Below are 24,518 nucleotides of genomic sequence, written 5' to 3' on the forward strand. Positions count from 1 at the left end.
AGTCGCGCCCATGGGGCTCGGTCGCAGGGCGATGGTCTACCTCGGGCTCGCCGAGGAGGACGACGACTATCTCGACGACGACTACGACGACGACGGGCATGATGATGCCGTTCGAGGCGCCGTACGAGAGGATCGGCGGACCACGGTCGACCCGGTTCCGATAGACCGGTCGGTCCGCCGGATCGAAGCACGGGAGGAGCCGGTCGCCATGTCGCGACGTCCGCCAGTGGAGCACCTGCGACCGTCCGCGCCGACTCCGATGCGCCGTGTGGCGCCGGTCGAGGAGCCGCGGCCCTACCGGATCACGACGCTCCAGCCGCGCAGCTACAATGAGGCACGTCAGATCGGTGAGGAGTTCCGCGACGGGACTCCCGTTATCATGAACCTCACCGAGATGGATGACGTCGACGCCAAACGGCTGGTCGACTTCGCGGCGGGGCTGATCTTCGGGCTCCGCGGTGCGATCGAGAAGGTGACCAACAAGGTCTTCCTGCTCTCGCCGCACAACGTCGAGGTCACGGAGACGGACAAGCGACGCATCCGTGAGGGTGGTTTCTACAACCAGTCATAGCAAGGTCAAGACCGTCCGGTAAGGTCGTCAGAGGCTTCCCCACGTCACCTCAGGAGAGAGCACCATCAGCGCACTTGGATCGCTTCTCTTTTGGGTGCTGACGGCCTACCTGCTGCTCCTGATCGTGCGGTGGGTCCTGGACCTGGTACGTGCTCTCAGTCGTTCCTTCCGGCCGACCGGTCCCCTGGTCCTGGTCTTTGAGATCGTGTACACGGCGACGGACCCCCCGTTGCGTTTCATCCGGCGGTTCCTTCCGCCGTTGAGGGTGGGTAGCGTTGCACTTGACCTCGGCTTCCTGCTCCTCCTCGTGGTGATCATGGTTTTGAGGAGCTATGCGCAGGAGCTGTGACGAGGTCATGTGCACACCGCGACCGCAGGCAGGGCAGACTGCCCGCAGACCGCCCTCTCTTCGGGGAGCGGCGATGCCGCACGAGGAGGCGACGTGGCGCTGACACCGCAGGACGTTCAGAACAAGGTCTTCAGCCCGACGAGGTTCCGTACGGGCTATAACGAGGACGAGGTCGACACCTTCCTCGACGAGGTGGAAGCCGAACTGACGCGGCTGCTCGACGAGAGCAGCGACCTGCGCCGCCAGCTCGACGAAGCCCGTCGGTCCGGCGGAGGTGGTCCCGGCGTGCCGGCGCACCTCATCGAGGAGAACCAGCAGCTGCGGCGTCAGCTCGAGGAGACCCGTCGGCATCTCGGCCAGGCCCAGGCGCAGGTGGCGCAGGCGAGCCGCGAGCGTCAGGCGCCGGTGGGGCCGCCCGGTGGCCCGGTCGGCCCCGGTGGCCAGGCCGGTCCCGTCGGTGGCCAGCAGGCCGGCCCACCCGTCCCCGGTGGCCCGACGGCCGTCATGCCGGCCCTGGTCGGCGGCGGCGGCCAGCCCCCGGTCCGCCCCGGCGCCCCGGGAGCTCCCGGGCAGACCGACGCCGACATCGAGCAGCGGGTCGCGCGGACGCTGGTTCTCGCGCAGCGCACCGCCGACGAGGCGCTGCGCGAGGCGCGGGCGGAGTCCGAGCGGGCCCGGCGTGAGGCGCGAGCCGACGCGGACCGCATCATCGGCGAGGCGCGGGCGCACGTGGCCGAGCAGCTCGGTGGGCTCGAGGACGACAAGCGCCGACTGGAAAGCCAGGTCGAGCAGCTGCGGGCCTTCGAGCGTGAGTACCGCACCCGGCTGCGGGCCTACCTGGAGATGCAGCTTCGCGATCTTGACGGTATGCCGACCCAGCCCGCCGTCGGCCCGGGTGGCCCGTCGCGCCCCGGCCTCAACCCCGGTCAGTCGGCACCGACTCCCGTCCCGGCGAACGTTGGCATGCAGAACACCGGCCCGGGGCAGCCCGCCCAGCACCTGGCCGCTCCGGCCTTCCAGACCGGCCCTCCGATCGGCGCGGGAGCCCTTGCCCGGGAGGCCAACGGCCACAACGGCCGCCCGGATCTGGATCCTGGTCGCCGGGAGGCGGCCGGAATGCAGGAGTTCTGAGCCGCCCGTGCTCTTCCCCATCGGCGCCTGGTCCGCAGCGAGCTGACCAGGCGCCGATGCTTTTGTGTGGTCTCTTCCTCGATGCCCAGCTCAGGATCGGTGCGGCATGGTGATGGTCAGCGGTGCTCTGGTAGCGGTTGCCGCGGTGCTCGCGGTCGTGGGTCTGTTCGGTGCCACAGCCTGGACCTACACATCGCTCGTCGTGCTCTGCGTCGGGGCGGCGCTGCTGCCCCTCGCCGTGGCCCGGCGGACCGCCGGGTGGCCCGGGGCTCGTTAGCCGCTGGGTCCGCCGCTGCTGCCGACCAGGAGTTGAGGTTCGTGGTCGTCGGGGAGCCTGTCGCGAACTGGCGCCGATCAAGATCGCCGGTCGGTGGGTGGGAGGCCTGCACGCCACGAACGCGGCCGGCCCTCTGAGCGCCCGGTAGCCCGGTTGCCCGGTTATCCGGTTTGGTGAGTCGCAAGAGCGCACGATTTTGGTCGTGCCAACGACCAAAATCGTACTTTCTTGCGGGTTGCCAGGTGAATCTGCGCCCTTATTGCCCCTCTTGAGGTGAATTGCTGGCGCTGTGCGGCGGTGCGGGATCCTCGATGGGGGGCTGTGCGGGTGGGGCCCGAGTGCTCGACCGGCGGCTACCGGCACCGACCCTGCGTCATGGTGGCGTCCCATCAGCCCATCAGCGGCCCAGGCGTGTTGGCGGAGTGCAGGCCCATGCCCGCACGGCCACGTGTTGGCTACGCTGGCGGACCAACCAGACCGGTAGCCCGGCCCTCACCGGTAGCCCGGCCCCCGACGGGGCCGGGCCCGGAGTCCCGGGTTGGTCAGCTGGTTGCGGTCACAGACTGGGCGACCCGGCTCAGGGTGAAGGTCAGCCCGAGGTCGGCCGACGATCCCTGGTGCCAACCGGCCGCGGCCGGCAGCTCCTGATCCCGCGGTGTCTCCAGGAACGCGGTGGCCAGGATCTCGTCCGCGACCGTCGCGCCGTGCTCGCGCAACGCCGTCTGGGTCTCCTCCCGGCCGGAGCTCCAGCGCAGCTCGATCCGGTCGGTGATCTCCAGCCCCGCGGCCCGGCGGGCGTCCTGCAGGACCCGCACCACGTCACGGGCCAGGCCAGCCCGGGCGAGCTCCGGGGTGATCGTCAGATCCAGTGCGACGGACAGACCCGACTCGCTGGTGACGGACCAGCCCTCCCGCGGCGTCTCGGTGATGATCAGTTCGTCGCCGCCGAGGTCGATGGCCTCACCGTCCACGGTCACCGTCAGCTGGCCGTCCACCGGCGCCCCGGCGGTGGTGACCGCCGCGGCCACCGCCTTGGTGCGACTGCCGAAGCGCCGCCCCAGTGCGCGGAAGTTGGGCTTCACGCTGATGTCGACCAGGTCCGAGGTCGCGGCCTCGACCGTGACAACGTTGAGCTCCTCGGAGATCTGGCCCCGCAGCTCGTCGGACAGGTCCTCGAAGGCGGACGAGCCGACCACCGCGCGCGGCAGCGGCTGGCGGGTCCGCACCCCGCTCGCCGCGCGGGCCGAGCGGCCGAGCTCGACGATCCTGCGCACCAGGTCCATCTGGTCGGAAAGGCCCGGTTCGACCAGGTCGGCTGGCAGCTGTGGCCAGGCCGCGAGGTGGACCGAGTCCGGTGCCCCCGGCAGGATGCCCGAGAACAGGCGCGACCACAGCCAGTCCGTCAGGAACGGGATGAACGGTGACATCACCCGGGTGAGTCCGTCGAGGCAGGTGTAGAGGGTGGCGAGCGCGTTCGGGTCACCGGCCCAGAACCGCCGCCGCGAGCGCCGGACGTACCAGTTGGACAGGTCGTCGACGAAGCGCGCGATGCGTCGCCCGGCCCGCAGCGAGTCGAAGTGCTCCAGGGCCTGGTCCACCTCGGCGACCGTGTCCGCGAGCTCGGACAACGCCCATCGGTCCAGCACCGGGCGCCGGGCCGGAACGTCGGCCGCCGACCCGGCGGCGGCCTCGGCCGGGTCGGCGGCCGTCGCCGCGGTGCCGGCCCCGTCCGCCGCCGTCGGACGCCAGTCGGCCGCGCCCGCGTAGAGGGCGAAGAACGACGCGGTGTTCCAGTAGGTGAGCAGGATCTTGCGGACGATGTCCTCGATGGCCTCGTGCCCGACCCGCCGGTCCGACCAGGGTGAGCCACCGGCCAGCATCAGCCACCGGACGGCGTCCGCCCCGTGCTGCTCGAACAGGTCGAACGGGTCGAGGACGTTGCCCAGATGCTTGCTCATCTTGCGGCCGTCGGCGTCCAGCAGCAGGCCCAGGCACAGCACCGTCTCGTAGGACGACCGGTCGAACACCAGGGTGCCGATCGCCATCAGCGTGTAGAACCAGCCGCGGGTCTGGTCGATGGCCTCGCAGATGTACTGGGCCGGGTAGTGCTGGGTGAACTCCTCGGCGTTGCGGTGCGGCGCGCCCCACTGGGCGAACGGCATCGCGCCGCTGTCGTACCAGACGTCGATGACCTCGGGGACCCGCCGCGCGGTGGCGTCACAGCTGGGGCACGGCACCGTGACGTCGTCGACGAACGGGCGGTGCGGGTCGAGCCCGGAGTGGTCCTCCCCGGCGAGCGCGGACAGCTCACCGAGCGAGCCCACACAGGTCAGATGGGACGGATCCACCTCGCACCGCCAGATCGGCAGCGGGGTGCCCCAGTACCGGTTGCGTGACAGCGCCCAGTCGACGTTGCCCCGCAGCCACTCCCCGTAGCGCCCGTCGCGGATCCGCCCGGGATGCCAGTCGGTCCGCGCGTTCTCGGCGAGCAGCCTGTCCCGCACCGCCGTCGTGCGGATGTACCAGGACGGCAGCGGGTAGTAGATCAGCGGGGTGTGGCAGCGCCAGCAGTGTGGGTAGCTGTGCGTGTACGTCAGCGCCCGCCACATCAGGCCCCGGGCGGTGAGGTCGGCGGACAGCGGCGCATCGGCGTCCTTGAAGAACAGGCCACCCACCAGCGGGACATCGGGCAGGAACCGGCCGTCCGGACCCACCGGGTTGACCACTCCCAGGCCGTTGGCACGGCACACCGCGAGGTCCTCGGAACCGAACGCGGGTGACTGGTGGACCAGCCCGGTGCCGTCCGTCGTCGTCACGTAGTCGGCGAGCACGACCGAATGCGGAGGGGCCGGCGCCGGCGAGCCCGCCGGTGCGGCGGCGACGACCTTCGCCGCCGCCTCCTCGAAGCGTGCCAGCTCGATCAGCTCGAACGGCCGCGCGTAGCGGGTGCCGGCGAGCTCGGTGCCGGAGAAACGGTCCAGGATCTCGGCGTCCTCACCGACCGCGGCGGCCAGCAGCGGCTCGGCGACCACCAGGAGATCACCGCTCGCTGCCCGGGCGAGCACGTAGGTGACCTCGGGGTTGGCGGCCACCGCGGTGTTGGAGACCAGTGTCCACGGCGTCGTCGTCCACACCAGCAGGTGCGCGCCGCGCCCGGCCAGGTCCCGCGGACCGTCCAGGATGGGGAAGCGGACGTACACCGACGGGTCCGCGGTGTCGCTGTAGCCCTGGGAGACCTCGTGGTCGGACAGCGGCGTCTCGTCGCGGGGGCAGTACGGGGTGACCCGGTAGTCCTCGACGAGCAGCCCCTTGTCGAAGATCTGCTTCAGCGACCACCAGACGCTCTCGATGTACTCGGTGTCCATCGTGCGGTAGGCGGTGTCCAGGTCGACCCAGTAGCCCATCCGCTCGGTCATCGCGGAGAAGTCCGCGACGTGGCGCAGGACGGACTCGCGGCACTTCGCGTTGAACTCGGCGATGCCGTAGTCCTCGATGTCGCCCTTGCTGGTGAACCCGAGCTCCTTCTCCACCGCGAGCTCGACGGGCAGGCCGTGGCAGTCCCAGCCGGCGCGGCGGGGTACGTGGTAGCCCTTCATGGTCCGGTAGCGCGGGAACAGGTCCTTGAACACCCGGGCTTCGACGTGATGGGCTCCGGGCCGGCCGTTGGCGGTCGGCGGGCCCTCGTAGAACATCCACAGCGGGCGGTCCGCACTGGCCTGCAGCGACCGATGGAAGACCTTGGTGTCCTTCCAGCGCTCCAGCGTCTCGCGTTCGAAGGCCGGGAGGTCGACCCGGGTGGGCAGGGTCCGGAACACGGGCGCGGGCGCCGTCGCGGGCACCGGCGGGTCGGACTCGGGCGTGTTGGCCGCGGGTACGTCGGGCGTAGCGGTCATGGTGGCGGTCTCCGTCGGCGGGTGGGGCTCTCCGGCGGAGGGACGACACCCCCCACGTCACTTCCCGCGGCGTCAGTCGCCCGCCGACAGGTGTGGTGGGGAGGTACCGCGGTACCACCCTCCTTGCGCGCCCGGGCCGGGCTGCCCTGACGGACAGCGGCGGGCGGCCACTCTTTGTCTGCCGCGGTGGCCGGATCTACTGGGGGCGGCTGCCCTGTTCTCCCGGCGGCTCAGGGGTGATCTTCGCGGCGCGCTGGCCACCGGGCTCGCACCGCCCCCGGCTCGCTGTGACTGCGCCCGCCGCTACTCGTCCCCGTCGACGCCTTTCCGCGTCCCCCAGCGTAGCCGACGGCGCACAGGTCTCGACGCGGGCACGGCGGGTCGCTCGCGGGCGCCGCTCGGCGAGCGGATCGTCCCGGCGTGACCGGAGGGTACGGGCGCACCCGTAGAGTGGTGGCTGTGGTGGGCGAGCCGGGAGCAGAGCTGAGTGCCGGTGGTGCCGTGCCGTCGGGTGCCGTGCCGTCGAGTCCTGTGTCGTCGGGTGCCGCGCCGTCGGGCGCCGGGCCCGCGCCGGGCCGGCGTCTCACACCGCGGCCAGCTGTCATGATCGTCGTGGTGACCGCGGTCTGCCTGATCGTGCTGGACGTGGTGACCAAGATGCTCGCGGTCGCCAAGCTCTCCGGCCGCGGGCCGGTCGAGATCATTCCCGGCGCGCTCGACCTGCGTCTCACCCGGAACTCGGGGGCGGCGTTCAGCCTGGCCGGCGGTGCCACCGTGTTCCTCAGCCTGGTGGCGTTGGCCGTGGTCGTGGTCGTCGGCCTCACCGCCCGGCGGCTGGCCTCGACCGGGTGGGCGTTCGTCTTCGGGGCGATGGTCGGCGGTGCGGTGGGCAACCTGATCGACCGGATCTTCCGCGCGCCCGGCCCGCTGCGTGGCCATGTGGTCGACTTCGTCCACATCCATCACTGGCCGATCTTCAACCTGGCGGATTCGGCGATCGTGTGCGGCGGAGTGCTCGCGGTGGTGCTCTCGCTGCTGGGGATCGGGCTGGACGGCAGCCGGCTCACCGGCGACCAGCCGTCCGCGGCCAGGCCTGGCACTCCTGGTGCACCCGCCGGCTCCGGAGCCGCTGCGGTGTCTGCTGCCTCCGGTGCCGCTGCCGGGCCGCCGGCCGTGTCTGCTGGGGCGCCGGCCGTGTCCGGCCTTCCCGGCGGTGGTGCGGCGCCCTCGGGGACGGGTGCTGCTGCCGGGCAACCTCGACCGGATGATCCGCGCCAGCCGTCGGATCCGTCCAGGCCAGGTGGGCAATGAGCCTCTTTCCTCTGACGGTCCGCGACGGCTGGCGGGCAGGAGTTGAGGATTTTGGTCGCCAGAGCAGCCGAAATCCTCAACTCTTCGATCCGTGGCCGCGAGCGGTCGCCGTGGCTGGCGTTGCTCCCGAGCAGGAGTTGAGGATTCTGGTCGCCAGAACAGCCGAAATCCTCAACTCTTCGAGTCGCGGCCCCTGCGCGGCTACCGACTTGGAATCCCGGATGGGAACGGCCCGATGACGACGTCCTACACGGATCGGCGTTCGGTGCCGGTTCCGGATGGTCTGGACGGCATGCGGCTCGACGCCGCTCTCGCCCGCATGTTCGGGCTTTCCCGCACCGCGGCCGCGAGCGTCGTGGACGACGGGCAGGTGAGCGTCGACGGCCAGGTGCGGGGCCGCTCCGACCGGGTCGCCGGTGGCGCGTGGCTGGAGGTCGCGCTGCCCGCCCCGCCGCGTCCGGTGACGGTCGACGCCACCCCGGTCGAGGGGCTGGGCATCCTGCACGACGACGACGACATCGTGGTGGTCGACAAGCCCGTGGGCGTGGCCGCGCATCCGGCGCCCGGCTTCACCGGGCCGACGGTGATCGGCGCGCTGGCCGCGGCCGGCTACCGAATCTCCACCTCGGGTGCCGCCGAGCGGCAGGGCGTCGTGCACCGGCTCGATGTCGGCACCACCGGGATCATGGTCGTGGCGAAGAGCGAGCGGGCCTACACGCTGCTCAAGCGGGCCTTCCGCGACCGCGAGGTGGAGAAGGTCTACCGGGCGGTCGTGCAGGGGCATCCGGACCCGCTGCGGGGCACGGTGGACGCGCCGATCGACCGGCACCCGCGGCGCCCCGGGCTTTTCGCGGTCGTGGCGGGCGGCAAGCCCAGCGTGACCCACTACGACACCGAGGAGGCGTTCCGCTCGGCCTCCCTGCTGTCGGTCCGGCTCGAGACCGGTCGTACGCACCAGATCCGGGTCCACCTGTCGGCGCTGCGCCATCCCTGCGTGGGGGATCTCGCCTATGGCGCGGATCCGACGCTGGCGCAGCGGCTCGGCCTGGAGCGGCAGTGGCTGCACGCCGCCAGCCTTGCCTTCGCCCATCCGTCCGACGGCTCCTGGGTGCGCTTCGTCAGTCCCGATCCCGACGACCTCGCCGAGGCCCTGAGACGGCTGAACGACCAGACCTGACCATGCCTGCCAGGAAACCGGTGTCTCCCCGTGCCCAGGGAGCTGCCCCAGCGGACCCCGACGCCGCGGCGGGTGATGACGGACCCGTGTGCGGTGACGGTCCTGCGGGCGCCCCGGGGGCATCCTCCGGCCTGCTCGGCCTGCTCGACCGGGTGGACGACGCGGCGCTGCCGGCGATCGGGCGGGTGCTGAACTGGGCGCAGGCAGGTCTGGGCTCGGTCGGGGATCGCCCGTGGGCGGGGGCGAGGCGAGCGCATGCCGCTGTGACCGCCAGGGTGGCCGTCGACGACGCGCCGGTGGCTGTGACCGGGGCCGAGCCGCGGGCAGCACGAGGCTGGGCGGCCGCCGGTGTGCTGGAGGCCGCCTTCCGGGTGGTCGTCCTCGGGCTGGTCGTGCTGATCGTGGTTGGGGCGGTCACCACCATGCTGCGCGGCTCCGATTCCGGCGGCGCCACGTCCGGCTCGGGTTCCGGTTCCGGTTCCGGGGCTGCGGGCTCCGCCGTCAGCCAGTCCGGAATCGCCGACGCCGCCGCTGACGCTGATGCTGACGACGCCGGTGCCGCGGCTGGCCCGGTCGAACCCGGCATCGTGGTGGGCCCGGCCGCCGGTGACGCTGCCGGGGCCTATGCCGACAGGACACGGTCCGAGCTGGAGTCGCTGAGCGCGGCGGCGCCCGCCGCCGACCTCTACGCCGTCGTCAGCCTGACCGCCTACCAGACACCGGCCGAGCTGGTCCGGACGCTCGCGGACTACCGGGTGACCGAGGTGTTCTTCCGGGTACCCCCGGACGGCGCCGAGACGTCGGCGAACGTTCGTGACCCCGTCGCGGATGTCGAGTCGGCCTTCGACAGCGCCGCCGACGCCGCCGAAACCCTTGGGCGCGAGGACACGGATGCCGTCGCCGCCCAGCGGGCACATCTGGAGGCGATGGCGTTGCGCGCCCGGTGCGGATGTCTGTACGCGGCCGTGGTGCGGGCCCCGGCGGAACGTCTGCTCGAGCTCACGCGTCGCGGGCCGGTGCGCACGGTGCATCCCGCGCCGCCGGGCAGCTCGCCGTCGGCCGTACGATTCGTCCCGCTGGACCCGGTCCGCTCCTGACCCGGCTCCCGGCCCGGTCGAGATCCACCTCGTCCGGGCCTGATCCGATCGTGTCGGTCGGTGCTTTCCGTCCTGTTCGCTGCGAGGTGCCCACCCGCACGTCGCCAGCGGCACGCCTGGGCGGGGCGGCTTGCCCGGTTGTCCCACGGGGGCGTCTTCCGCGTGCGGGGGGTGACAGGGCAGGATTGCTCGTGGCGCGCATCGACGCGTGCCGGCGAGTCGCGGTCCGGCCGTCGACGACGGCGGGGGTGGTGTGACATGAAGGGGGCGCTCGGGTGAGGCTGGCGAGGGGCACCCGGGAGGTCTTCGATGCGGAGAGCCTGCTGGAGGAATACGTAGGCCCGCGCCGACGAGGTCTTCGGTACGCCTATCCGTACTACGACGGCCTCGTCACCAACGGCGACCCCGACCTCCTGTGTACCGGAGATCTGCTGTCGCCCTGCCTGCTCGGTGTGAGTGTCGACGTCGACCGTATGCACACCCTGACCGCGCTCCTGCCGCTGCTGCAGCGCGCGCTGGACCGGCTTCCGCCGGGCATCGAGCTGATCGAGGCGGACGAGGTCACGCTCGACCTGGTGGCCGCCCTCTACGACCCGCTCGACGATCCCGACGTCGCCGACCGGGACGTCAAGGGCTCGCTGATCGCGAAGGTGCTGCACCGCAAGCGGCCGGCCCTGGTTCCGCTGTTCGACTCGAAGGTCAGGATCTTCTACCAGCACGAGGACTGCGTGCCCCCGTCGCCGCGGGACGGGCGGTCCTGGCGGCAGTACATGCAACTGCTCGTCCGTGCCATGCAGCACGACCTTCGGGAGAACGCCGACGAGTTCCGCCGGCTCGCGGGCCTCGTGCCACCGGGTGGTCCGCCGGTGACGCCGCTGCGGATCCTCGACATCGTGGTCTGGATGAGCAGCGCCGTCTGACCGTGTCGTATTGCCCTGACTGTGTGGTTGTCTCTGCTGTCGGTACCGGCGCGCGGGCCGGGCGCGTGACGGGTTGTTCGAGGGTGTCGGGGCGTTCGGGGGTGCCGGCTGGCCCGGGTGTGACGTCGGTGGCATCGGCCCGCGGCGCCACCTCGGCGTGGCGGCTGCGAGAATGACAGCCGTGCTGAGCTACGCCGTGCGTGGCCTCACCCGGCGGCACGGTGCCGGGGAGTGCGCCGTTCTCGCCAACGACCGTATCGATCTCGACGTTCGACCGGCCGAGGTCTTCGGCGTGCTCGGTCCCAACGGGGCCGGAAAGACCACACTTGTCCGCCAGCTGATGGGCCTGCTGCGGCCCGACGCTGGCTCCATCACCATGTTCGGTCACGACATCGTCAACCGGCCCGCGGCCGCCGCCCGGATGGCGGCCTACCTCGGCCAGGACGATCTCGCCCTGGCCGACCTGCCGGTCGGGCTGGCCGTGGAGACGACCGCGCGGCTTCGCGGCCTGTCCCGCGCCGCCGCGCGCCGCGAGCGTGACGAGGTCATCGAGGAGCTCTCGCTGGGCGCGGTGGTGAGCCGGCCACTCGGGCGGCTTTCCGGTGGTCAGCGCCGGCTGGCCTGCGTGGCGGCCACGCTGGTCGGTGAGCGCCCCGTGCTGGTGCTCGACGAGCCGACCACGGGCCTGGATCCCTCCGCGCGCCGGTCGGTGTGGGCGGCGCTCGAACGCCGGCGGGCCGAGCGTGGGACGACCGTCGTGCTGATCACGCACAACGTGCTGGAGGCCGAGACCGTCCTCGACCGGGTCGCCGTGCTGGAGGCCGGTCGCGTGATCGCCTGTGACTCACCCGGCCGGCTCAAGGCGTCGGTGTCGGACGACGTTCGGCTCGACCTCGTCTGGCGGCACGACCCACCGGTGGATGATCCGACGGTCGCCCGGCTCGCCGCCACGGCGCGGGTCACCGGCCGGCGCTGGACGACGCGGCTCGCGCAGGCCGACGCGCGGGACGCCCTGGGCCAGCTCACCTCCGGGCCGGCGTTCGCGGCCCTGGACGATTTCAGTCTCGCGACTCCGTCGTTGGAGGACGTGTATCTCACTCTCGGCGGTACCTGCCGTGATCTGGAGCGGACATGACCTTGACGACGCCTCACACCGCGGCCGGCCCGGGGACACCCGCGCCGGCCGGCTCGGCTGGCTCGCGCAAGCCCGCGGTGGCGGTTCCGGCGGGCTCTCCGAAGCTTCCGGTGGCCGAGGCGGCTGGTGCGACGAAGCTCCCGGCGGCCCCGGTGGCCGAGGCCGCTGCCGTGGCTGACGCGGCGAAGGCCGCGGTGGCTGACGCGGCGGTGCGGCCCGTCGCGGACCTGGGCGACTGCGTGGCCGACGCGTCACCCGTGCCGCTCCCGCTGGGGACGGCCTTCCCGACCGCTCTCGCGGCCGTGTACCGGGGCCAGCTGGCCCGTGCGCGGGTGGCGCGGGTGCCGTTGCTGTTCGTCGCCGCGTTCCAGTCGCTGGGCATCATGATCCTGTTGCGGGGCATCGTCGACGTCGGCGACGACTCGGCGGCGGCCTCGGTCGTGGCCGGCTCGACGGTGCTCGTCGTGGCCTTCGTGGCGCTCAACCTGCTGGCGCAGCGGTTCGGCGCGCTTCGTGCCGCCGGGGCACTCGACTACTACCTGACACTGCCGATCTCCGGCGCCGCGGTCGTCCTCGGAACGGCCGCGTCCTACGCGACGTTCGCGGTACCGGGCACGATTGTGACGGTGTTCGTCGGCTCGGTACTGTATGGCCTGCCGATGACGGGTCTGTGGCTGTTGCTTCCGGTCACGGTTCTGGCCGGGGCGAGCCTGGCCGGTATCGGTGCGGCGATCGGGTTGCTCGCGCCGAAGCCGGAGCTCGCGACGGTCGCCGGTCAGCTCGGTATGAGCGTGGTGCTGTTCCTGGGTGTCATTCCCGCTGACAGGCTGCCGGGTATCGGGCGCCTGGCGCGTGACCTGCTCCCGAGCAGCTACGCGGTCGACGCGTTGGCCCAGGCGTTCGCGCCTTCGGTCGACTGGGCGGGAGTGTCGGCGGATCTCGGGGTCTGTGCCGCGGTCGCCGTGGCCGCGCTGCTGGTGGCCGCGCACGCCCTGCGGCGCGTCACCCGCTCCTGACCTCGAGCCCGCCGCACGCTGGGCGTGGCTCCGGTCGCTGCGGGCCGGAGCGTCCGGGCCCGGTGCCACCGGTGGTCCGGGCCGAGCGGCGGGAGGCGGGGCCGTCGCGGCGGCGGGTACGGTCGATGCCTGAGTCCGGCATCGACGGGGGTCGGCTCGCCCTGGATGAACCGGGTCACCCCGGAGGATCCGGGTCGAAGGGCCGGTGTGGCTGGCGAGGAGACGGACGGGTCGTGGCAGAGTTGCCGGGCGGCACCCGGGGCACCCGGGACATATCGGTGTGTTCCGGGCCGGAAGGGCACCCGCGGGCCGAGGGTGGGGCCGAGCCCGTTCCGGCTGACCCTGCGGCCTCCTCAGACCGGTCCGCCGGGGTACCGGCCGAGCCGGCGGACACGGTGACGCCCACCGGGCCGCCGGTACCGGCGGCGGCGGTACCGGCGGAGCCAGCGGTACACGAGGTGGCAGTGGTGTCCGCGGCGGATCTGGCCGAGGGTGAGGCCGCGGCCTGGGCGAGCACGTCGCCGCCGCAGAGCATGCGGGCCAGGCTGCTCGCCGGGGCCGTGTGTGCGCTCGCGATGGTCGTCGTGGGTCCGCTGCTGGGGTTGTTGTGGGCCGCGTGCGCCCCCCACCTCGACGTGGCGGCGGTGCTCGCCGGGGCGATGTCCGTCTTCTCGGTGCAGAGCACCGTCGACGCCTACTTCGCGATGATCTGCGCCGTGGCCGGAGTGATCGGCGGCCTCGTCACCTACTGGCGTGCGGCGGACGTGGGCTGGCCGGTCGCGGTCGGCCTCGGGGCCGGCGGGGTCGCCGGCTCGCTGCTGGCGGGGGAGGTCGGGCGGCTGCGCCGCTCCGACGCCGCCCTCGACTCGCTCCCTCCCAACGCGACCGACCTCCTGCGCGACCTGGCGGACTTCCACGTGCGGGCCACCGGCCTCTACCTGGTGCTGCCCGGAGTCGCGCTGCTGGTGCTGGCGTTGGCACTCTGGGCCGGCGGGACCACCTTCGGCTGGCCACGGCGCCGCCGCTGACGGAGTCGCCGCTGACAGAGCCGCCGCTGGCGGCGCCGTGCTGACAGCGTCGCCGCAGAAGCGGGCCGGAGGGGCCGGAGCCGGATCGGGTCGGCGTGTGCGCGCCGGGTCAGTTGGAGCTCGGCGTGATCCGGTTCAGCTCGCTCGAGCCGACGGTCGTGATGCGTTCGAGCAGGCCGAGCTCGCGGCGCAGCAGGGCCCGTTCCCCGCGCAGCCGTGCCGCGGCGTCCGGCGCGGCGAGCAGTTCCTGCCGCTCGGCGATGTCGTTGGCGACCGCCGCCGCGACGAGGAAGGACAGCGCGATCGGGTCGGTCGGCAGCTCGGGCAGCTTGACCTCGACGGTGCCGCTGGCGGTGAGGCGCTCGGTGTACTCACGCAGCAGCCGGGTCACCACCGCGGCGTTGCCGGCGGCGGCGGCCTCGTCGCCGACGACGTCGTCGAGGTACTCGACATCGCCGACCAGGTAGGGGTGGCTGCTCTCGTCGACGGAGTGGACCCGGAAACGGGAACCGCCCACGGTGACCATCGAGAACCGCCCGTCCGGGAGGGCCTCCACCCGGCGGACCAGCGCGGTGCAGCCGATCTCGTAGGTCTGCGGCACCGCCGGGCCGACCTCCCGGCCGCGCCGGATGGCCACCACGCCGAAGCGGCGCGGTTCGGTCTCGGGTATTTCGAGCAGTTCGCGGACCAGGACCCGGTAGCGTTCCTCGAAGATCTGCAGTGGCATCAACAGACCTGGCAGCAGGACAGTACCGAGCGGAAACAGCGGCAGTCGCTCACTCACCGTCGCCCGCACCCCCTCACGTCGCAGCATCACCGACCCGTGAGTGGGCCCGTATGTTCCCACCCTGTCCTGTACCGGCCGCCGCGTCCATCCACCGCGGCGGGCGTCACGCGCCGCGGTGGCGGCTGATCCCCGAGAGCGGCTGATCCCCGAGAAGAGGAGGACACCCGGTGAGTGCTCGAGGCCCCGCGCAGTCGGCGTGCGGCGAACCGGAACCGGAACCGGGGAACGGGGAACGGGCTGTGCCGGAGCCCGAGCCGGAGTCGGAGCCGGAGCCGGGGCCAGAGTCGTCTGGGCCGGGGGAGCCGGGGTGGGGGGCGCCGCGCGAGCTGTTGTTCGTGCTGGCCGAGGACGCCACGGCGGCGGGCACGGCTCTGGACGTCATCGGGCGGTGGGCGCAGGTGACCGCGCGCCTGCCGCCACGCCTCGCGCTGGTGATCGTGCCCCCCGGGCGGCTGGCGGACGCCACCGCCGTTCCCGGTGTTCTGGGTGTCTTCGCCGCGGACGTCCCGGCGGAGCTGGCCGCGGCGCTGGACCCCCGGGAACGGCTCTTCGTCGACGGCTGGCTCGCCCGCGCCGTGGCGAAGCCGCCACGTCCCTTCGAAGGCCGGCCCTGGGACGAACCGACCTGACCCGTCCTCGCGCCCGCGCCAGTCGGCCCGCGCCGATCGGCCCTCGCGGCCGGAGCCACCGGGCCGGCCCGGCCCGGCGACGTGGACGTGGACGTGGGGGTTCGCCCTGGAGTCAGAACACCCGCTGCGGGGTCGACCAGACGGCGTCGGCACCGGACCGGGTCAGCAGGTACAGCCGGTTCGAGACCCGAGCCAGCACCTCCAGGTTCCCGGAGTAGTTGCTCTGGATGAGGGCGACCGAGTCCACATGGCCCAGTGACGCGCCGAAGGGCCGCGGCCCGCTCCAGATCGGTGTCGCCCGGTTGTTGTCCCGGAAGAAGTGGATCAGCCCGGTTCCGGCGGCGGGCACCACCACCTCGAAGTTGCGGGCGCCCGGGTAGAGGCTCTGGATCAGCACCGGGTTGCCGGAGACCCCCTCGGCGAAGACGCCGTTCGTCCGCCAGACGGCGGACGAGTCACGGGTGAGGTGCACCAGCCGGGTGCCGACCAGCGCGACGGCCTCCAGCAGGCCGGCGCCGCCGCCGAGCGTCCCGTGGATCAGGCTGACCGCGTCGACCCGGCCGAGGTTCGCGGCGAACAGCTTCGGCGCGCTCCAGGGGTAGCCCGCGACGTCGTGGTTACGCCACATGTGGATGATGCCGACGTCCGCCGCGGGTGCGAGCAGCTCGAAGTTGCCCCGGCCGCCCAGCCGGCTCTGGACCATCGACGGCACGCCGCCGACGTTCTGGGTGAGCTGGACGGGTGGGCGCCACTGGAACGCGCCGGTGCTGTCCCGCCAGAGGAAGAACAGGCGGCTGCCGACGCGGACGACGGTCTCCAGCGGCCCGGGGGTGGCCAGGGTGCTCTGCAGCATGGTGACGGCGTCGACCCGGCCGAGCGCCTGGGCGGTCTGCCAGGGGTCCCGCCAGGGGGTGTCGCGGGCGTCGTTCTCCCGCCAGACGTGGGTGAGCCCGGAGAACGCCGAGGGCACCACGACGTCGAAGTTGCCCCGCACGCCGAGCCCGCGGGACTGGATGAGCACCGGGTTGCCGCTGACGCCGTGGCCCCAGCCGATGTGGGCGGGGGTGTACCGGCAGAGGGCGAACGTGTTGGCCCGCATCAGGCAGTCGACGGGCGCGGGGGCGCAGGCGTCGCAGTTGCCGTTGGGGACGCCGTACCGGCCCCAGCTTCCGCCGCAGTCGCAGCCAGCGCCGGCGTACTCGTCGGGTGCGCCGAAGATGTGCCCGGTCTCGTGCGCGAAGACCCGGTCGATGTTGTCGGGGCCCCAGCCGTCGGCGTCGGCGGCGAGCACGAGGCGTGGCCCGCCGATCGACGCGTAGGCGAAATGGCCCAGCGGGTACTTCGTGACAAAGGCGCAGTACGCCCATTTCGTGCCGAGACGCCCGCGTAGCCCCTCGACGTAGTCGTAGACACCGTCGAAGGTCGGGGCGTAGCCGAGCCGGCTCATCGCCGGGTTGCGCCACACCGACTCCAGGTCGCTGGCGCCCGGGTCGGCCGGGGTGGACAGCTGGACCAGCTGGATGTCGTAGCTGAAGGTGAGCTCGGCGGCCGGATTCTGCGTCGCGTACCAGGACAGCCCGTTCTGGACCTCGGCGACGATCTTCGTGCGTTCCGCGGCGGACATCCGCAGTGCGGCGGTCGGGCCCTCGACGAGGATCAGGCCGACCGCGACCGAGCCCTCCAGGTAGGAGCTGAGCCCGCTGGTGCCCGGTGCGCCGGCGGTGCTCTGGGCCGCGTCGGTGCCGTTCGCCGAGGGCGCGTTGAGCAGCGTCGGCATCAGGCGGGGGGTGACGGACGTCCCCGACCCGCGGGCCGGGGCGATGTCGGTGCAGGGGCGGGCCATGTCCCAGGGCGCGGCGTCGCGCGGGCGGGCCCGCTTGCGGCGGCGGTAGCCGTCGCTGGCGCGCAGGCGGAACGCCTCCACGCCGAGGGACTCCGTCCGGCTCAGGCCACCGGGAAGGGCGAGGGTGGACACGATCGTCCCGTCGCCCGGGGCCGGCTGGGCGGTGGTGGTGCCGGTGGTGCCGGGGGTGCCGTCCTGGGCCGCGGCGACCGTCGCGTCCTGTGACGGGCCGGCATGCGGCCGGCCGAGGACCCTGACCCGGCCGTAGCGGTGCACCGTCCGCTCGCCGTGCTGAGCGCCCGCGTTGCCGCCGGCGCCGGCCGGCGTGGTCGAGCGGCGGGTCCTGGCTCCCCAGACGGGCATGTCGTCGAGGGACGAGTCGTCCAGCAGCCCATGGGCGACCCCGCCTGCGCCCGCCGCGTCCAACTCCAGCGCGCCGGCCGCACCGGCCGCGCTGGTCAGGCCGGTCGGGTCCGGCGAGTCCTCCTGGTCGCCACCGGCCGCCGAATCCCGCGGGCCGAGCAGGCCGCGCCGGGTATCCGTCCCAGGATCTGGATCATCGACGGTGATGAGGATCCGTTCGTCGGCCGGTACGTCCCCCGCCATGGGAAATCAGGTGTCCTCTCGTAGGGAATGCTTTGCGAGGTTGTATCGCGTTGAGTCGACGTTGTTGTCGGATTTCCGGTTTTCTGGCAGCAACCGACCCGGCGGTGGTCCGGGCTGCCCCGGGTTCACTGCTGCAGGCGCGGACCCGGGTTGAAGGTCGGCGGGGCCGGCGCAACCGGGGCGCCCTGCTGCCACGAGCTGCCGACGGCCAGCCGGTCCGGTGCGGCCATGGCGTCTGCGACCTTTCCCATCAGCGCCTCGACCAGGCGCACAGCCTGCGCCGTCGCCAGGTTCAGAACAATCTCCGAATCCCCGGCGATCTGGAAGCGCACCGATACGTCAGCCATGCTCCAACCCTTCTTTCCGGCGTGGTAACCCCGTGCGGACGTCCTACGCCAGGGGTGACGTTACGGGTCAGGCATGGACGAACTGACGGCGCCCGGTCAGTTGACGGCGGATGGTCACCGGTCGACACCCCCGAGCGGTCGTCCGGGTAAGGTCGCGGGGATGACCACCGTTGCTGCGACGGTCCGTGACTGCGTCTGGGCGCTCGAATCGTGCTATCCACCGGCCTGGGCCGAGGCATGGGACGCGGTCGGGCTGGCGGTCGGCGACCTGGATGCCCCGGTCCACGACGTGCTGTTCGCGGTGGACCCCACGCCCGAGGTCGCCGCCGAGGCGGCCGCCAGGGCCCAGCTGCTGGTGACCCACCATCCGCTCTTCCTGCGCGGCGCCCACAGCGTCGCCGAGTCGACGCCCGGCGGCCGGGTCGTGGCGACGCTGGTCCGGGCCGGGGTGGCGCTGTTCACCGCGCACACGAACGCCGACGTCGCGGACCCGGGCGTCAGTGACGCCCTGGCGGCGGCGATCGGCCTGCGCGACGTCGGGCCGCTGGTGCCCAACGGGTCGCGCGCCGAGGGTGGGCGCGTGCGCACGCGGACCGATGCCGGCACCGAGTGCCGCGGGCTCGGGCGGGTCGGTGTCCTGCCGGCAGCCGAGCCGCTCGCGCAGTTCTGCCAGCGGGTCGCGCAGGCGCTGCCGGTGACCGCCGGTGGGGTGCGGGCGACCGGCGCTCCCGACCGGGCCGTGCGCCGGATCGCCGTGTGCGGCGGCGCGGGTGGCGAGCTCGCCGCGGCGGCCGCGGCGGCCGGGGCGGACGTGCTGGTGACCGCGGACGGCCGCCATCACCACACCCTCGACGCGGTCGGGGCGCATCCCCTGGTCATCGTCGACGTCGCGCACTGGGCCAGCGAATGGCCGTGGCTCGCCGGTGCCGCCGACCGGCTGCGTGCCGGGCTGGCCGCGCGGGGACGTACCGTGAACACGGCGGTGTCCACACTTGTCACGGATCCGTGGCGGCTGCAGGTGTCGGCGACACCCCGGCCGGACCAGCCGGCCCAGCCGGACCAGCCGGCCCAGCCGGAACGGCCGGCCCAGCCGGAACGGCCGGCCCAGCCGGAACGGCCCGAGCAGCCGGAACGGCCCGAGCAGCGTGACCAGCAGGACCAGCCAGAACAGCCCGACCACGCAGATCATCTGCCCGCTCCGGTCCACGCGCCGGGTGCGCGTCCGGAAGAAGGGTTCCAGGCGAGGAGCTCATGAAGGCCGACCCAGCAACGCAGCTTCGCCTCCTCGACCTCCAGGCGCTGGACACCGCGCTTGACCGGCTCGCCGCCCGGCGCCGCGCCCTGCCGGAGCTCGCGACCATCGCCGAGCGGTCGGCGGCGTTGGACAGCGCCGACGCGGACATCGTCCGGGTACAGACGGAGATCGCGGACATCGGGCGCGCCCAGCGGAAGCTGGAGACCGAGATCGAGCTCGTCCGCACCCGCGCCGACCGCAACCGCACCCGGGTCGACTCCGGCCAGGTCGGCAACCCGCGGGAGCTGGAGAACCTGCAGGCGGAGCTGGCCTCGCTGGCCCGCCGCCAGGGCGTGCTCGAGGACGAGGCGCTCGAGCGCATGGAGGCGGTCGAGGCACTCGAGGTGAAGCTGACCGACCAGATCGGCGGGCGAGAGCGCCTCGCGGATGAGCGGCAGGCCGCCGAGGTGCGCCGCGACGAGCAGTTCGGTGAGATCGACACCGAGGCGGCGAAGCGGCGCGGTGAGCGCGACGCGCTCGCGCCGTCGCTGCCGGGCCCGCTGATCACTCTGTACGAGCGCATCCGCTCGTCGTCCGGGGGCGTCGGCGCGGCCGCGCTGGTGCGGCGGCGCTGCGAGGGGTGCCACCTGGAGCTGTCCGGCGGGGACCTGCGCGCGGTCGCCGCGGCCCCGGCCGACGAGGTGGTGCGCTGTGAGGAATGCCGCCGCATTCTGGTCCGAACGGCCGAATCGGGCCTCTAGGGCCGGATTCGTCCCCCGTCCGCTGTTCACGGCGTCGCACGGCCGGTAGAGTCTCCCCTCCCCCGTGGGGGCGGCCACCTCCTCCGCGGATCCGGACGAGCGAGGGGAGTGACGGCATGAGCGCTTCGCGCAGGCTGGTCATCGAGGCCGACGGAGGTTCCCGGGGCAATCCCGGGCCTGCCGGGTACGGCGCCCTCGTCCGGGACCCGGCGACCGGTGAGGTGCTCGCGGAGCGGGCCGCCGCGATCGGGACGGCCACCAACAACGTCGCCGAGTACGAGGGCCTGCTCGCGGGGCTGCGGGCCGCCGCCGACGTCGCCCCCGACGCCGACCTCGAGGTCCGGATGGACTCCAAGCTCGTCGTCGAGCAGATGAGCGGGCGCTGGAAGATCAAGCACCCGTCGATGCGCCCGCTCGCCACCGAGGCCTCGGGGCTCGTCTCGCGGTTCCCGAGCGTCCGGTTCGTCTGGGTGCCCCGGGCCCGTAACGCCGACGCCGACCGGCTGGCCAACGAGGCGATGGACGCGGCTGCCGCGGGCCGCACCTGGGAACCCACGATCCCGCAGTCGCCGGATCCGCTGCCGCACCAGGCGCCGACCACCAACCGCCTGTCCGGGTGGATGGCCCCGCCCGCGCCGCCGACCGTCACGGTCCTGCTCCGGCACGGCCAGACACCGCTGTCGGTGGAGAAGCGGTTCAGCGGCACGGTGGAGGCCTCGCTCACCGACACCGGGCTCCTGCAGGCCGCGGCGGCGGCCGACCGGCTGGGTGCCGAACCGTTCGACGCCGTCATCTGCTCGCCGCTCAAGCGGGCGCGCCAGACCGCCGACGCGCTCGCGCGCGACTACGTGATCGACGAGGACCTTCGCGAGACCGACTTCGGTGCCTGGGAGGGGCTGACGTTCGCCGAGGTCCGGGAACGTTTCCCGAACGAGCTGAACGCCTGGCTGGCAGATCCGGCGGTACCGCCGCCGGGTGGGGAGAGCCTGCTGGGCACTGTCGCACGGGTCGCCGCGGCCCGGGACCGGATCATGGCGGAGTACGCCGGCGGCCGCGTCCTTGTGGTCTCACACGTGACCCCGATCAAGGGGCTCACCCAGCTGGCGCTCGCCGCCGAACCGACCGTGCTCTACCGCCTGCACCTCGATCTGGTGTCGATCACCACGATCGACTGGTATTCCGACGGGCCCGCCGTGCTGCGCGGCTTCAACGACACCCACCACGTGGCCCGTCTCGTCGTCGAAGGCGAGTAGCGGCCTCGGGTGACCGGCTCCCCGCGTGGGGAGCCGGTTGTTCTTTCGTAGCGCAAAGGTGGGTGTGTGCGGCGCCAGCGGACACACCCACCCGCACCAGTCGCGCAACAGCTGTGTCCCGCAGTGGCACACCCGGTGACGAGCCCTCCCGAGCGGACGCAGGATTCCGTGACATGTGCGGAGTGCGGGGTCCGTCGACGGCGCCACCTCGGAGGCGGTTGCCGTCCTCCGCTGTGCCACGCGGAGGACATCAACGATGGATGCCAGTTCCCGGCGCCGGCTGCTGGCCGCCGGCGCCCTGCTCCCGCTCGACCTGCTCGCCGCCGGCGAGCGCCTCGGCGTGGGTGGATGGCTGGGCGCGGGTGGGCGGCTCGGTTCGGGCGACGGCGGCATGAGTCCGCCGTCGGATCTCCTCGGGCATCTGGACGGCCGCGTCGCGCAGATCACCGCCGACTACGAGCGGTCCCCGATCAGCGCGACCGCCGCCCAGCTGCGTCGTCACCTGCCCGTTGTCCGGTCGCTGCTGCTGCGTGACTCCATCCCGCCGCTGACCCGGCTGCGGCTGCACCACGTGACCGGCCGGCTCGGCGCGCTCTGGGCCACCACCCGCCATGACCTCGGCGACGTCGCCGGCGCCGCCGCCGCGTTCGACGAGTCCTACGCGCATGCCGCCCAGGCCGGCGACGCCACGCTGATGTGCTGGATCCGGCTGTGGCAGTCCTCCCTGGCCCGCAAGGCCGGGCGGCTGGCGGACGCGGCCGAGCTCGCCGCCGCCGGGGCCGCGCTCGTCGGCAGCGGCACGCCGGCGGCGGCGCGGGCGGCCGCCATCGAGGCCCGCGCCCACGGCGCCCTCGGTGACCGCTGGGCCGTGCACCAGGCGATCGGCCGGGCCTGGCACATAGCCGGTGCACTCAGCGAGGAGCAGCACGGCGAGCCGGGTTTCTCGATCGACACGCTGCATGTGCTGACACTGTCCGAGCTGTCCGCCGCCGCCTACGTCGAGCTGGGCATGCCGGGCGCGGCGAGCGTCTACACCGACGCGGCGATCCACCACCTGGACGCGGCCGGTGCCACCGGCCTGCGCTCGATGGTCCGCATTGCCGCCGCCACCGCCGCGGCCAAACGACGCGACCTGGACCAGGCAGTCGAGCTCGTCGACCAGGCCCTCACGATCTCCGGCGACCGGCCGAGCACCGTCATCGCCGGGCGGTCACGAAGGTTCGTCTCGGAGGCCCGCGGCTACGTCGGCTGGCACGCCGATCTCGACGACCTCGACGATCGCGTCCGCGCCTGGAAGGCCCCGCGACTGGCCCCCTGACCGCGCCGCGCGCTGACGCGCGGCCGCCTGACCGGTTTCTCGCCCGTTCCGACGTCGGCCTGAGCGGATCCGTCTGTCTGGGGCGGCCTACTGGTCGGCTGTGGGCGTCCGGAGGGCGGTGGGTGTGCCCGTTTCCCTCGTCGGAGCGGACGTCAGGGGCGAGGGACGGAGGGGATTGGTGTTCTCCGGCCCGTTGCACGCCGGGTACTGGGCGCACATGGTGACCGTGGCCTGGGCGACGAGGGTCCCGGCGGAGTCGTAGGCGTACAAGGTCAGCGGCATCTGGTTCACCGCGTGGTACTGGGCGACATCCGGGGTCGTGACCTGGATGTGGGTGATGAACGCGCCGGTCGAGGGCTCGAAGGGGACGATCACGGCGTCCCCGGTCGGGAGCGCTGCGACGAGCAGGGCGACCTCCGGGGCAACCTGCCCGACGGCCCACCGTCGCGCGTTCCACTCGCCCAGCCTGCCGGACCCGTCCTCACCGGAACTGAACACCTCGACGGTGCTCGCCGGCGGCCTGGTCAGGTCGTGCCGGCCAGCCGGCCACAGAAAAGGTCCGTTCAGGTCGGCGAAGTCGGATTCGGTGCCAGTCGCCGCGTCGGTGTAGGCCCGACACATCCCGGCACCACCGGCATCCGCGATCAGGACCTGCAGGCCCCGCCGGCTGGCGACGGCGATCATCTGGCGCGCCGCGTTCGGTGGCAGCTGAGCTTCACCCGGCGTGTGGCAGCGGGCGTCGACGAAGCCCCGCTGGGCGGTGGTGAGAGTCAGCAACTGCGGGGTGTCCACGTAGTGCAGCTGGATCGGCGGCCTGCCCGCGGCGGCCGGTACCTCGGTGGGGTTGGTGGTCGGCGGGGCGGGGCGGACCGGCGGTGGGCTGAGGGCTGGCGGCGGGCTGAGGGCTGGCGGCGAGGTGCGAACCACGCCGGGAGACCCGTCCGCGGGCCGGATCGTCGTCCGGCCCTCCGGTTGGCCACCGGTGAGGACACCCACCCCGACCAGGACGGCCGCGAGGACCGCGGCGCCGGCTGGGACGGCGACGGTGAGGCGACGGCGCCGCCGTCGGGCGGCAGGCCCCGCGGCCACCGCGGCCGGCACCAGCCCGGCGGGCAGGCGGACATCCAGTTGGTCGGCCGCTGTGTGCAGCCAGCCGGCGACCGCGTCGTCGGAGCTGGGCGGTGCGGTCTCGTTCATGGAAGCTCCTCCTGCCCGATGACGGGGCGTGCGACCCGGGACGGGTTCGGCGGGCCAACGGGGTCAGCGATGCCAGTGGGGGCAGCGAGGTCGGCGGGGCCAGGGTCTGGCCCAGAGGCAGAGCCGGGGCCGAGGCCGGTGACCGCGGGATGGGAACGCAGTTTGGCGAGGCCTTTCGCGGCCTGGCTTTTCACCGTTCCCGCCGAGCAGCGCAGCAGCGCGGCGACCTCGGCCTCGGGCCGGTCCTCGCAGTAGCGCAGCACGACGACGGCCCGCTGTCGCGGCGGCAGCGTGGCGAGCGCCGCGGCCAGCCCCACCCGGTCCTCAACGGCGGCGAGCTGCGACGACGGCTCCGCCCGCTCCGGCGGGACGTCGACGAGAACCTGGCGGACGCGCCGGTGGCGAAACCGGCGGGCGTTCGCGTTGACCATCACCCGGCGGGCATAGGCGTCGGGCCGGTCATGGCCACGGACCCGCGGCCAGACGACGAACATGCGCACCAGCGTCGTCTGCGTCAGCTCCTCCGCCTCCCCGGCGTCGCCGGTCAGCAGGTAGGCGAACCGCAGCAGCCCGGCCGCCCGCGGCGCGAAATACGCCGTGAACCCGTCGCTGTCGCCCTCGTCTGTATGCAACCCGAC

At 73.1% G+C, this 24,518-nt stretch carries 22 protein-coding genes; 16 read left to right on the plus strand and 6 right to left on the minus strand.

Annotated features, from left to right (window positions below; translation table 11 throughout):
* Positions 1-10: 10 nt before the first annotated feature.
* The 4 genes from AWX74_RS29675 (at position 11) to AWX74_RS40265 (ending at position 2,328) form a co-directional block, all read left to right on the plus strand.
* Positions 11-571, plus strand: coding sequence for a cell division protein SepF (locus AWX74_RS29675; protein WP_091283581.1), 561 nt, complete (start codon positions 11-13; stop codon positions 569-571).
* Between the two features lie 94 nt (positions 572-665).
* Positions 666-920 carry a YggT family protein gene (locus AWX74_RS29680; RefSeq protein WP_054565830.1) on the plus strand — a complete coding sequence of 85 codons (255 nt, stop codon included), beginning with the start codon at positions 666-668 and terminating at the stop codon, positions 918-920.
* Between the two features lie 93 nt (positions 921-1,013).
* The gene (locus AWX74_RS29685) at positions 1,014-2,051 is read left to right on the plus strand and encodes a DivIVA domain-containing protein (RefSeq protein WP_054565831.1); all 1,038 of its coding nucleotides are present in this window, start codon (positions 1,014-1,016) and stop codon (positions 2,049-2,051) included.
* 106 nt (positions 2,052-2,157) lie between these two features.
* Positions 2,158-2,328 (plus strand): hypothetical protein, encoded by a 171-nt coding sequence (locus tag AWX74_RS40265; protein WP_165615827.1) that lies wholly within the window; start codon positions 2,158-2,160, stop codon positions 2,326-2,328.
* A 542-nt stretch (positions 2,329-2,870) separates the two neighbouring features.
* Here the strand turns inward: AWX74_RS40265 and ileS are convergent.
* Positions 2,871-6,221: an isoleucine--tRNA ligase gene (gene ileS, locus AWX74_RS29690; RefSeq protein WP_226930966.1), complete on the minus strand. Its 3,351-nt coding sequence runs from the start codon at positions 6,219-6,221 to the stop codon at positions 2,871-2,873.
* Between the two features lie 420 nt (positions 6,222-6,641).
* Between ileS and lspA the strand changes: the two genes are divergently transcribed.
* The 7 genes from lspA (at position 6,642) to AWX74_RS29725 (ending at position 13,905) form a co-directional block, all read left to right on the plus strand.
* Entirely contained in the window at positions 6,642-7,532 is an 891-nt protein-coding gene (gene lspA / locus AWX74_RS29695) for a signal peptidase II (RefSeq protein WP_341271983.1), read from the plus strand.
* Positions 7,533-7,767: 235 nt separating this feature from the next.
* Complete coding sequence (locus AWX74_RS29700) at positions 7,768-8,709, plus strand: RluA family pseudouridine synthase (protein ID WP_054565834.1); 942 nt, start codon at positions 7,768-7,770, stop codon at positions 8,707-8,709.
* 86 nt (positions 8,710-8,795) lie between these two features.
* On the plus strand, positions 8,796-9,806 hold the full coding sequence (locus AWX74_RS29705; RefSeq protein WP_091283585.1) for a hypothetical protein: 1,011 nt from the start codon (positions 8,796-8,798) through the stop codon (positions 9,804-9,806).
* 275 nt (positions 9,807-10,081) lie between these two features.
* Positions 10,082-10,726 (plus strand): DUF6308 family protein, encoded by a 645-nt coding sequence (locus AWX74_RS29710; protein WP_006544916.1) that lies wholly within the window; start codon positions 10,082-10,084, stop codon positions 10,724-10,726.
* Between the two features lie 172 nt (positions 10,727-10,898).
* Positions 10,899-11,861: an ABC transporter ATP-binding protein gene (locus AWX74_RS29715; RefSeq protein WP_054566537.1), complete on the plus strand. Its 963-nt coding sequence runs from the start codon at positions 10,899-10,901 to the stop codon at positions 11,859-11,861.
* Entirely contained in the window at positions 11,858-12,877 is a 1,020-nt protein-coding gene (locus tag AWX74_RS29720; protein WP_091283587.1) for an ABC transporter permease, read from the plus strand. Before AWX74_RS29715 ends, AWX74_RS29720 begins: the two co-directional genes overlap by 4 nt.
* A gap of 233 nt (positions 12,878-13,110) precedes the next feature.
* A complete protein-coding gene (locus AWX74_RS29725; RefSeq protein WP_091283589.1) occupies positions 13,111-13,905 on the plus strand; it encodes a hypothetical protein in 795 nt (264 codons plus the stop codon).
* A 109-nt stretch (positions 13,906-14,014) separates the two neighbouring features.
* On the opposite strand, the gene AWX74_RS29730 is transcribed toward AWX74_RS29725, so the two are convergent.
* Positions 14,015-14,689, minus strand: a complete 675-nt coding sequence (locus AWX74_RS29730) for an LON peptidase substrate-binding domain-containing protein (protein WP_054566538.1) — start codon at positions 14,687-14,689, stop codon at positions 14,015-14,017.
* A gap of 242 nt (positions 14,690-14,931) precedes the next feature.
* Here AWX74_RS29730 and AWX74_RS29735 point away from each other — a divergent pair, with 242 nt between their 5' ends.
* Positions 14,932-15,321: a hypothetical protein gene (locus tag AWX74_RS29735; protein ID WP_242666475.1), complete on the plus strand. Its 390-nt coding sequence runs from the start codon at positions 14,932-14,934 to the stop codon at positions 15,319-15,321.
* Between the two features lie 112 nt (positions 15,322-15,433).
* Here the strand turns inward: AWX74_RS29735 and AWX74_RS29740 are convergent, their stop codons facing one another.
* The gene (locus tag AWX74_RS29740; RefSeq protein WP_091283591.1) at positions 15,434-17,770 is read right to left on the minus strand and encodes a hypothetical protein; all 2,337 of its coding nucleotides are present in this window, start codon (positions 17,768-17,770) and stop codon (positions 15,434-15,436) included.
* 125 nt (positions 17,771-17,895) lie between these two features.
* Positions 17,896-18,117, minus strand: a complete 222-nt coding sequence (locus tag AWX74_RS29745; protein ID WP_006545650.1) for a hypothetical protein — start codon at positions 18,115-18,117, stop codon at positions 17,896-17,898.
* A 160-nt stretch (positions 18,118-18,277) separates the two neighbouring features.
* Here AWX74_RS29745 and AWX74_RS29750 point away from each other — a divergent pair, with 160 nt between their 5' ends.
* The 4 genes from AWX74_RS29750 (at position 18,278) to AWX74_RS29765 (ending at position 22,683) form a co-directional block, all read left to right on the plus strand.
* A complete protein-coding gene (locus tag AWX74_RS29750) occupies positions 18,278-19,372 on the plus strand; it encodes a Nif3-like dinuclear metal center hexameric protein (RefSeq protein WP_226930963.1) in 1,095 nt (364 codons plus the stop codon).
* Positions 19,369-20,112, plus strand: a complete 744-nt coding sequence (locus tag AWX74_RS29755) for a zinc ribbon domain-containing protein (protein WP_091283593.1) — start codon at positions 19,369-19,371, stop codon at positions 20,110-20,112. Before AWX74_RS29750 ends, AWX74_RS29755 begins: the two co-directional genes overlap by 4 nt.
* Positions 20,113-20,228: 116 nt before the next feature.
* Positions 20,229-21,365, plus strand: coding sequence for a bifunctional RNase H/acid phosphatase (locus tag AWX74_RS29760; RefSeq protein WP_091283595.1), 1,137 nt, complete (start codon positions 20,229-20,231; stop codon positions 21,363-21,365).
* A gap of 256 nt (positions 21,366-21,621) precedes the next feature.
* Complete coding sequence (locus tag AWX74_RS29765; protein WP_091283597.1) at positions 21,622-22,683, plus strand: NsdA family TPR-like regulatory protein; 1,062 nt, start codon at positions 21,622-21,624, stop codon at positions 22,681-22,683.
* An 87-nt stretch (positions 22,684-22,770) separates the two neighbouring features.
* Here AWX74_RS29765 and AWX74_RS29770 read toward each other — a convergent pair whose 3' ends face one another.
* Positions 22,771-23,880: a hypothetical protein gene (locus AWX74_RS29770; RefSeq protein ID WP_091283598.1), complete on the minus strand. Its 1,110-nt coding sequence runs from the start codon at positions 23,878-23,880 to the stop codon at positions 22,771-22,773.
* Complete coding sequence (locus AWX74_RS29775) at positions 23,877-24,512, minus strand: SigE family RNA polymerase sigma factor (RefSeq protein WP_091283600.1); 636 nt, start codon at positions 24,510-24,512, stop codon at positions 23,877-23,879. Before AWX74_RS29775 ends, AWX74_RS29770 begins: the two co-directional genes overlap by 4 nt.
* Positions 24,513-24,518: the final 6 nt, after the last annotated feature.

This window comes from Parafrankia irregularis (genome assembly GCF_001536285.1).
Classification (GTDB): Bacteria; Actinomycetota; Actinomycetes; order Frankiales; family Frankiaceae; genus Parafrankia; species Parafrankia irregularis.

Bases quoted from the DNA above. Each gene is read 5' to 3' on its own strand.
- AWX74_RS29765 (WP_091283597.1), top strand. From the start codon at position 21,622: ATGGATGCCAGTTCCCGGCGCCGGCTGCTGGCCGCCGGCGCCCTGCTC.
- AWX74_RS29720 (WP_091283587.1), top strand. From the start codon at position 11,858: ATGACCTTGACGACGCCTCACACCGCGGCCGGCCCGGGGACACCCGCG.
- AWX74_RS29715 (WP_054566537.1), top strand. From the start codon at position 10,899: ATGACAGCCGTGCTGAGCTACGCCGTGCGTGGCCTCACCCGGCGGCAC.
- AWX74_RS29760 (WP_091283595.1), top strand. From the start codon at position 20,229: ATGAGCGCTTCGCGCAGGCTGGTCATCGAGGCCGACGGAGGTTCCCGG.
- AWX74_RS29675 (WP_091283581.1), top strand. From the start codon at position 11: ATGGGGCTCGGTCGCAGGGCGATGGTCTACCTCGGGCTCGCCGAGGAG.
- AWX74_RS29750 (WP_226930963.1), top strand. From the start codon at position 18,278: ATGACCACCGTTGCTGCGACGGTCCGTGACTGCGTCTGGGCGCTCGAA.
- AWX74_RS29740 (WP_091283591.1), bottom strand. From the start codon at position 17,770: ATGGCGGGGGACGTACCGGCCGACGAACGGATCCTCATCACCGTCGAT.
- AWX74_RS29755 (WP_091283593.1), top strand. From the start codon at position 19,369: ATGAAGGCCGACCCAGCAACGCAGCTTCGCCTCCTCGACCTCCAGGCG.
- AWX74_RS40265 (WP_165615827.1), top strand. From the start codon at position 2,158: ATGGTGATGGTCAGCGGTGCTCTGGTAGCGGTTGCCGCGGTGCTCGCG.
- AWX74_RS29770 (WP_091283598.1), bottom strand. From the start codon at position 23,880: ATGAACGAGACCGCACCGCCCAGCTCCGACGACGCGGTCGCCGGCTGG.
- AWX74_RS29700 (WP_054565834.1), top strand. From the start codon at position 7,768: ATGACGACGTCCTACACGGATCGGCGTTCGGTGCCGGTTCCGGATGGT.
- AWX74_RS29745 (WP_006545650.1), bottom strand. From the start codon at position 18,117: ATGGCTGACGTATCGGTGCGCTTCCAGATCGCCGGGGATTCGGAGATT.
- ileS (WP_226930966.1), bottom strand. From the start codon at position 6,221: ATGACCGCTACGCCCGACGTACCCGCGGCCAACACGCCCGAGTCCGAC.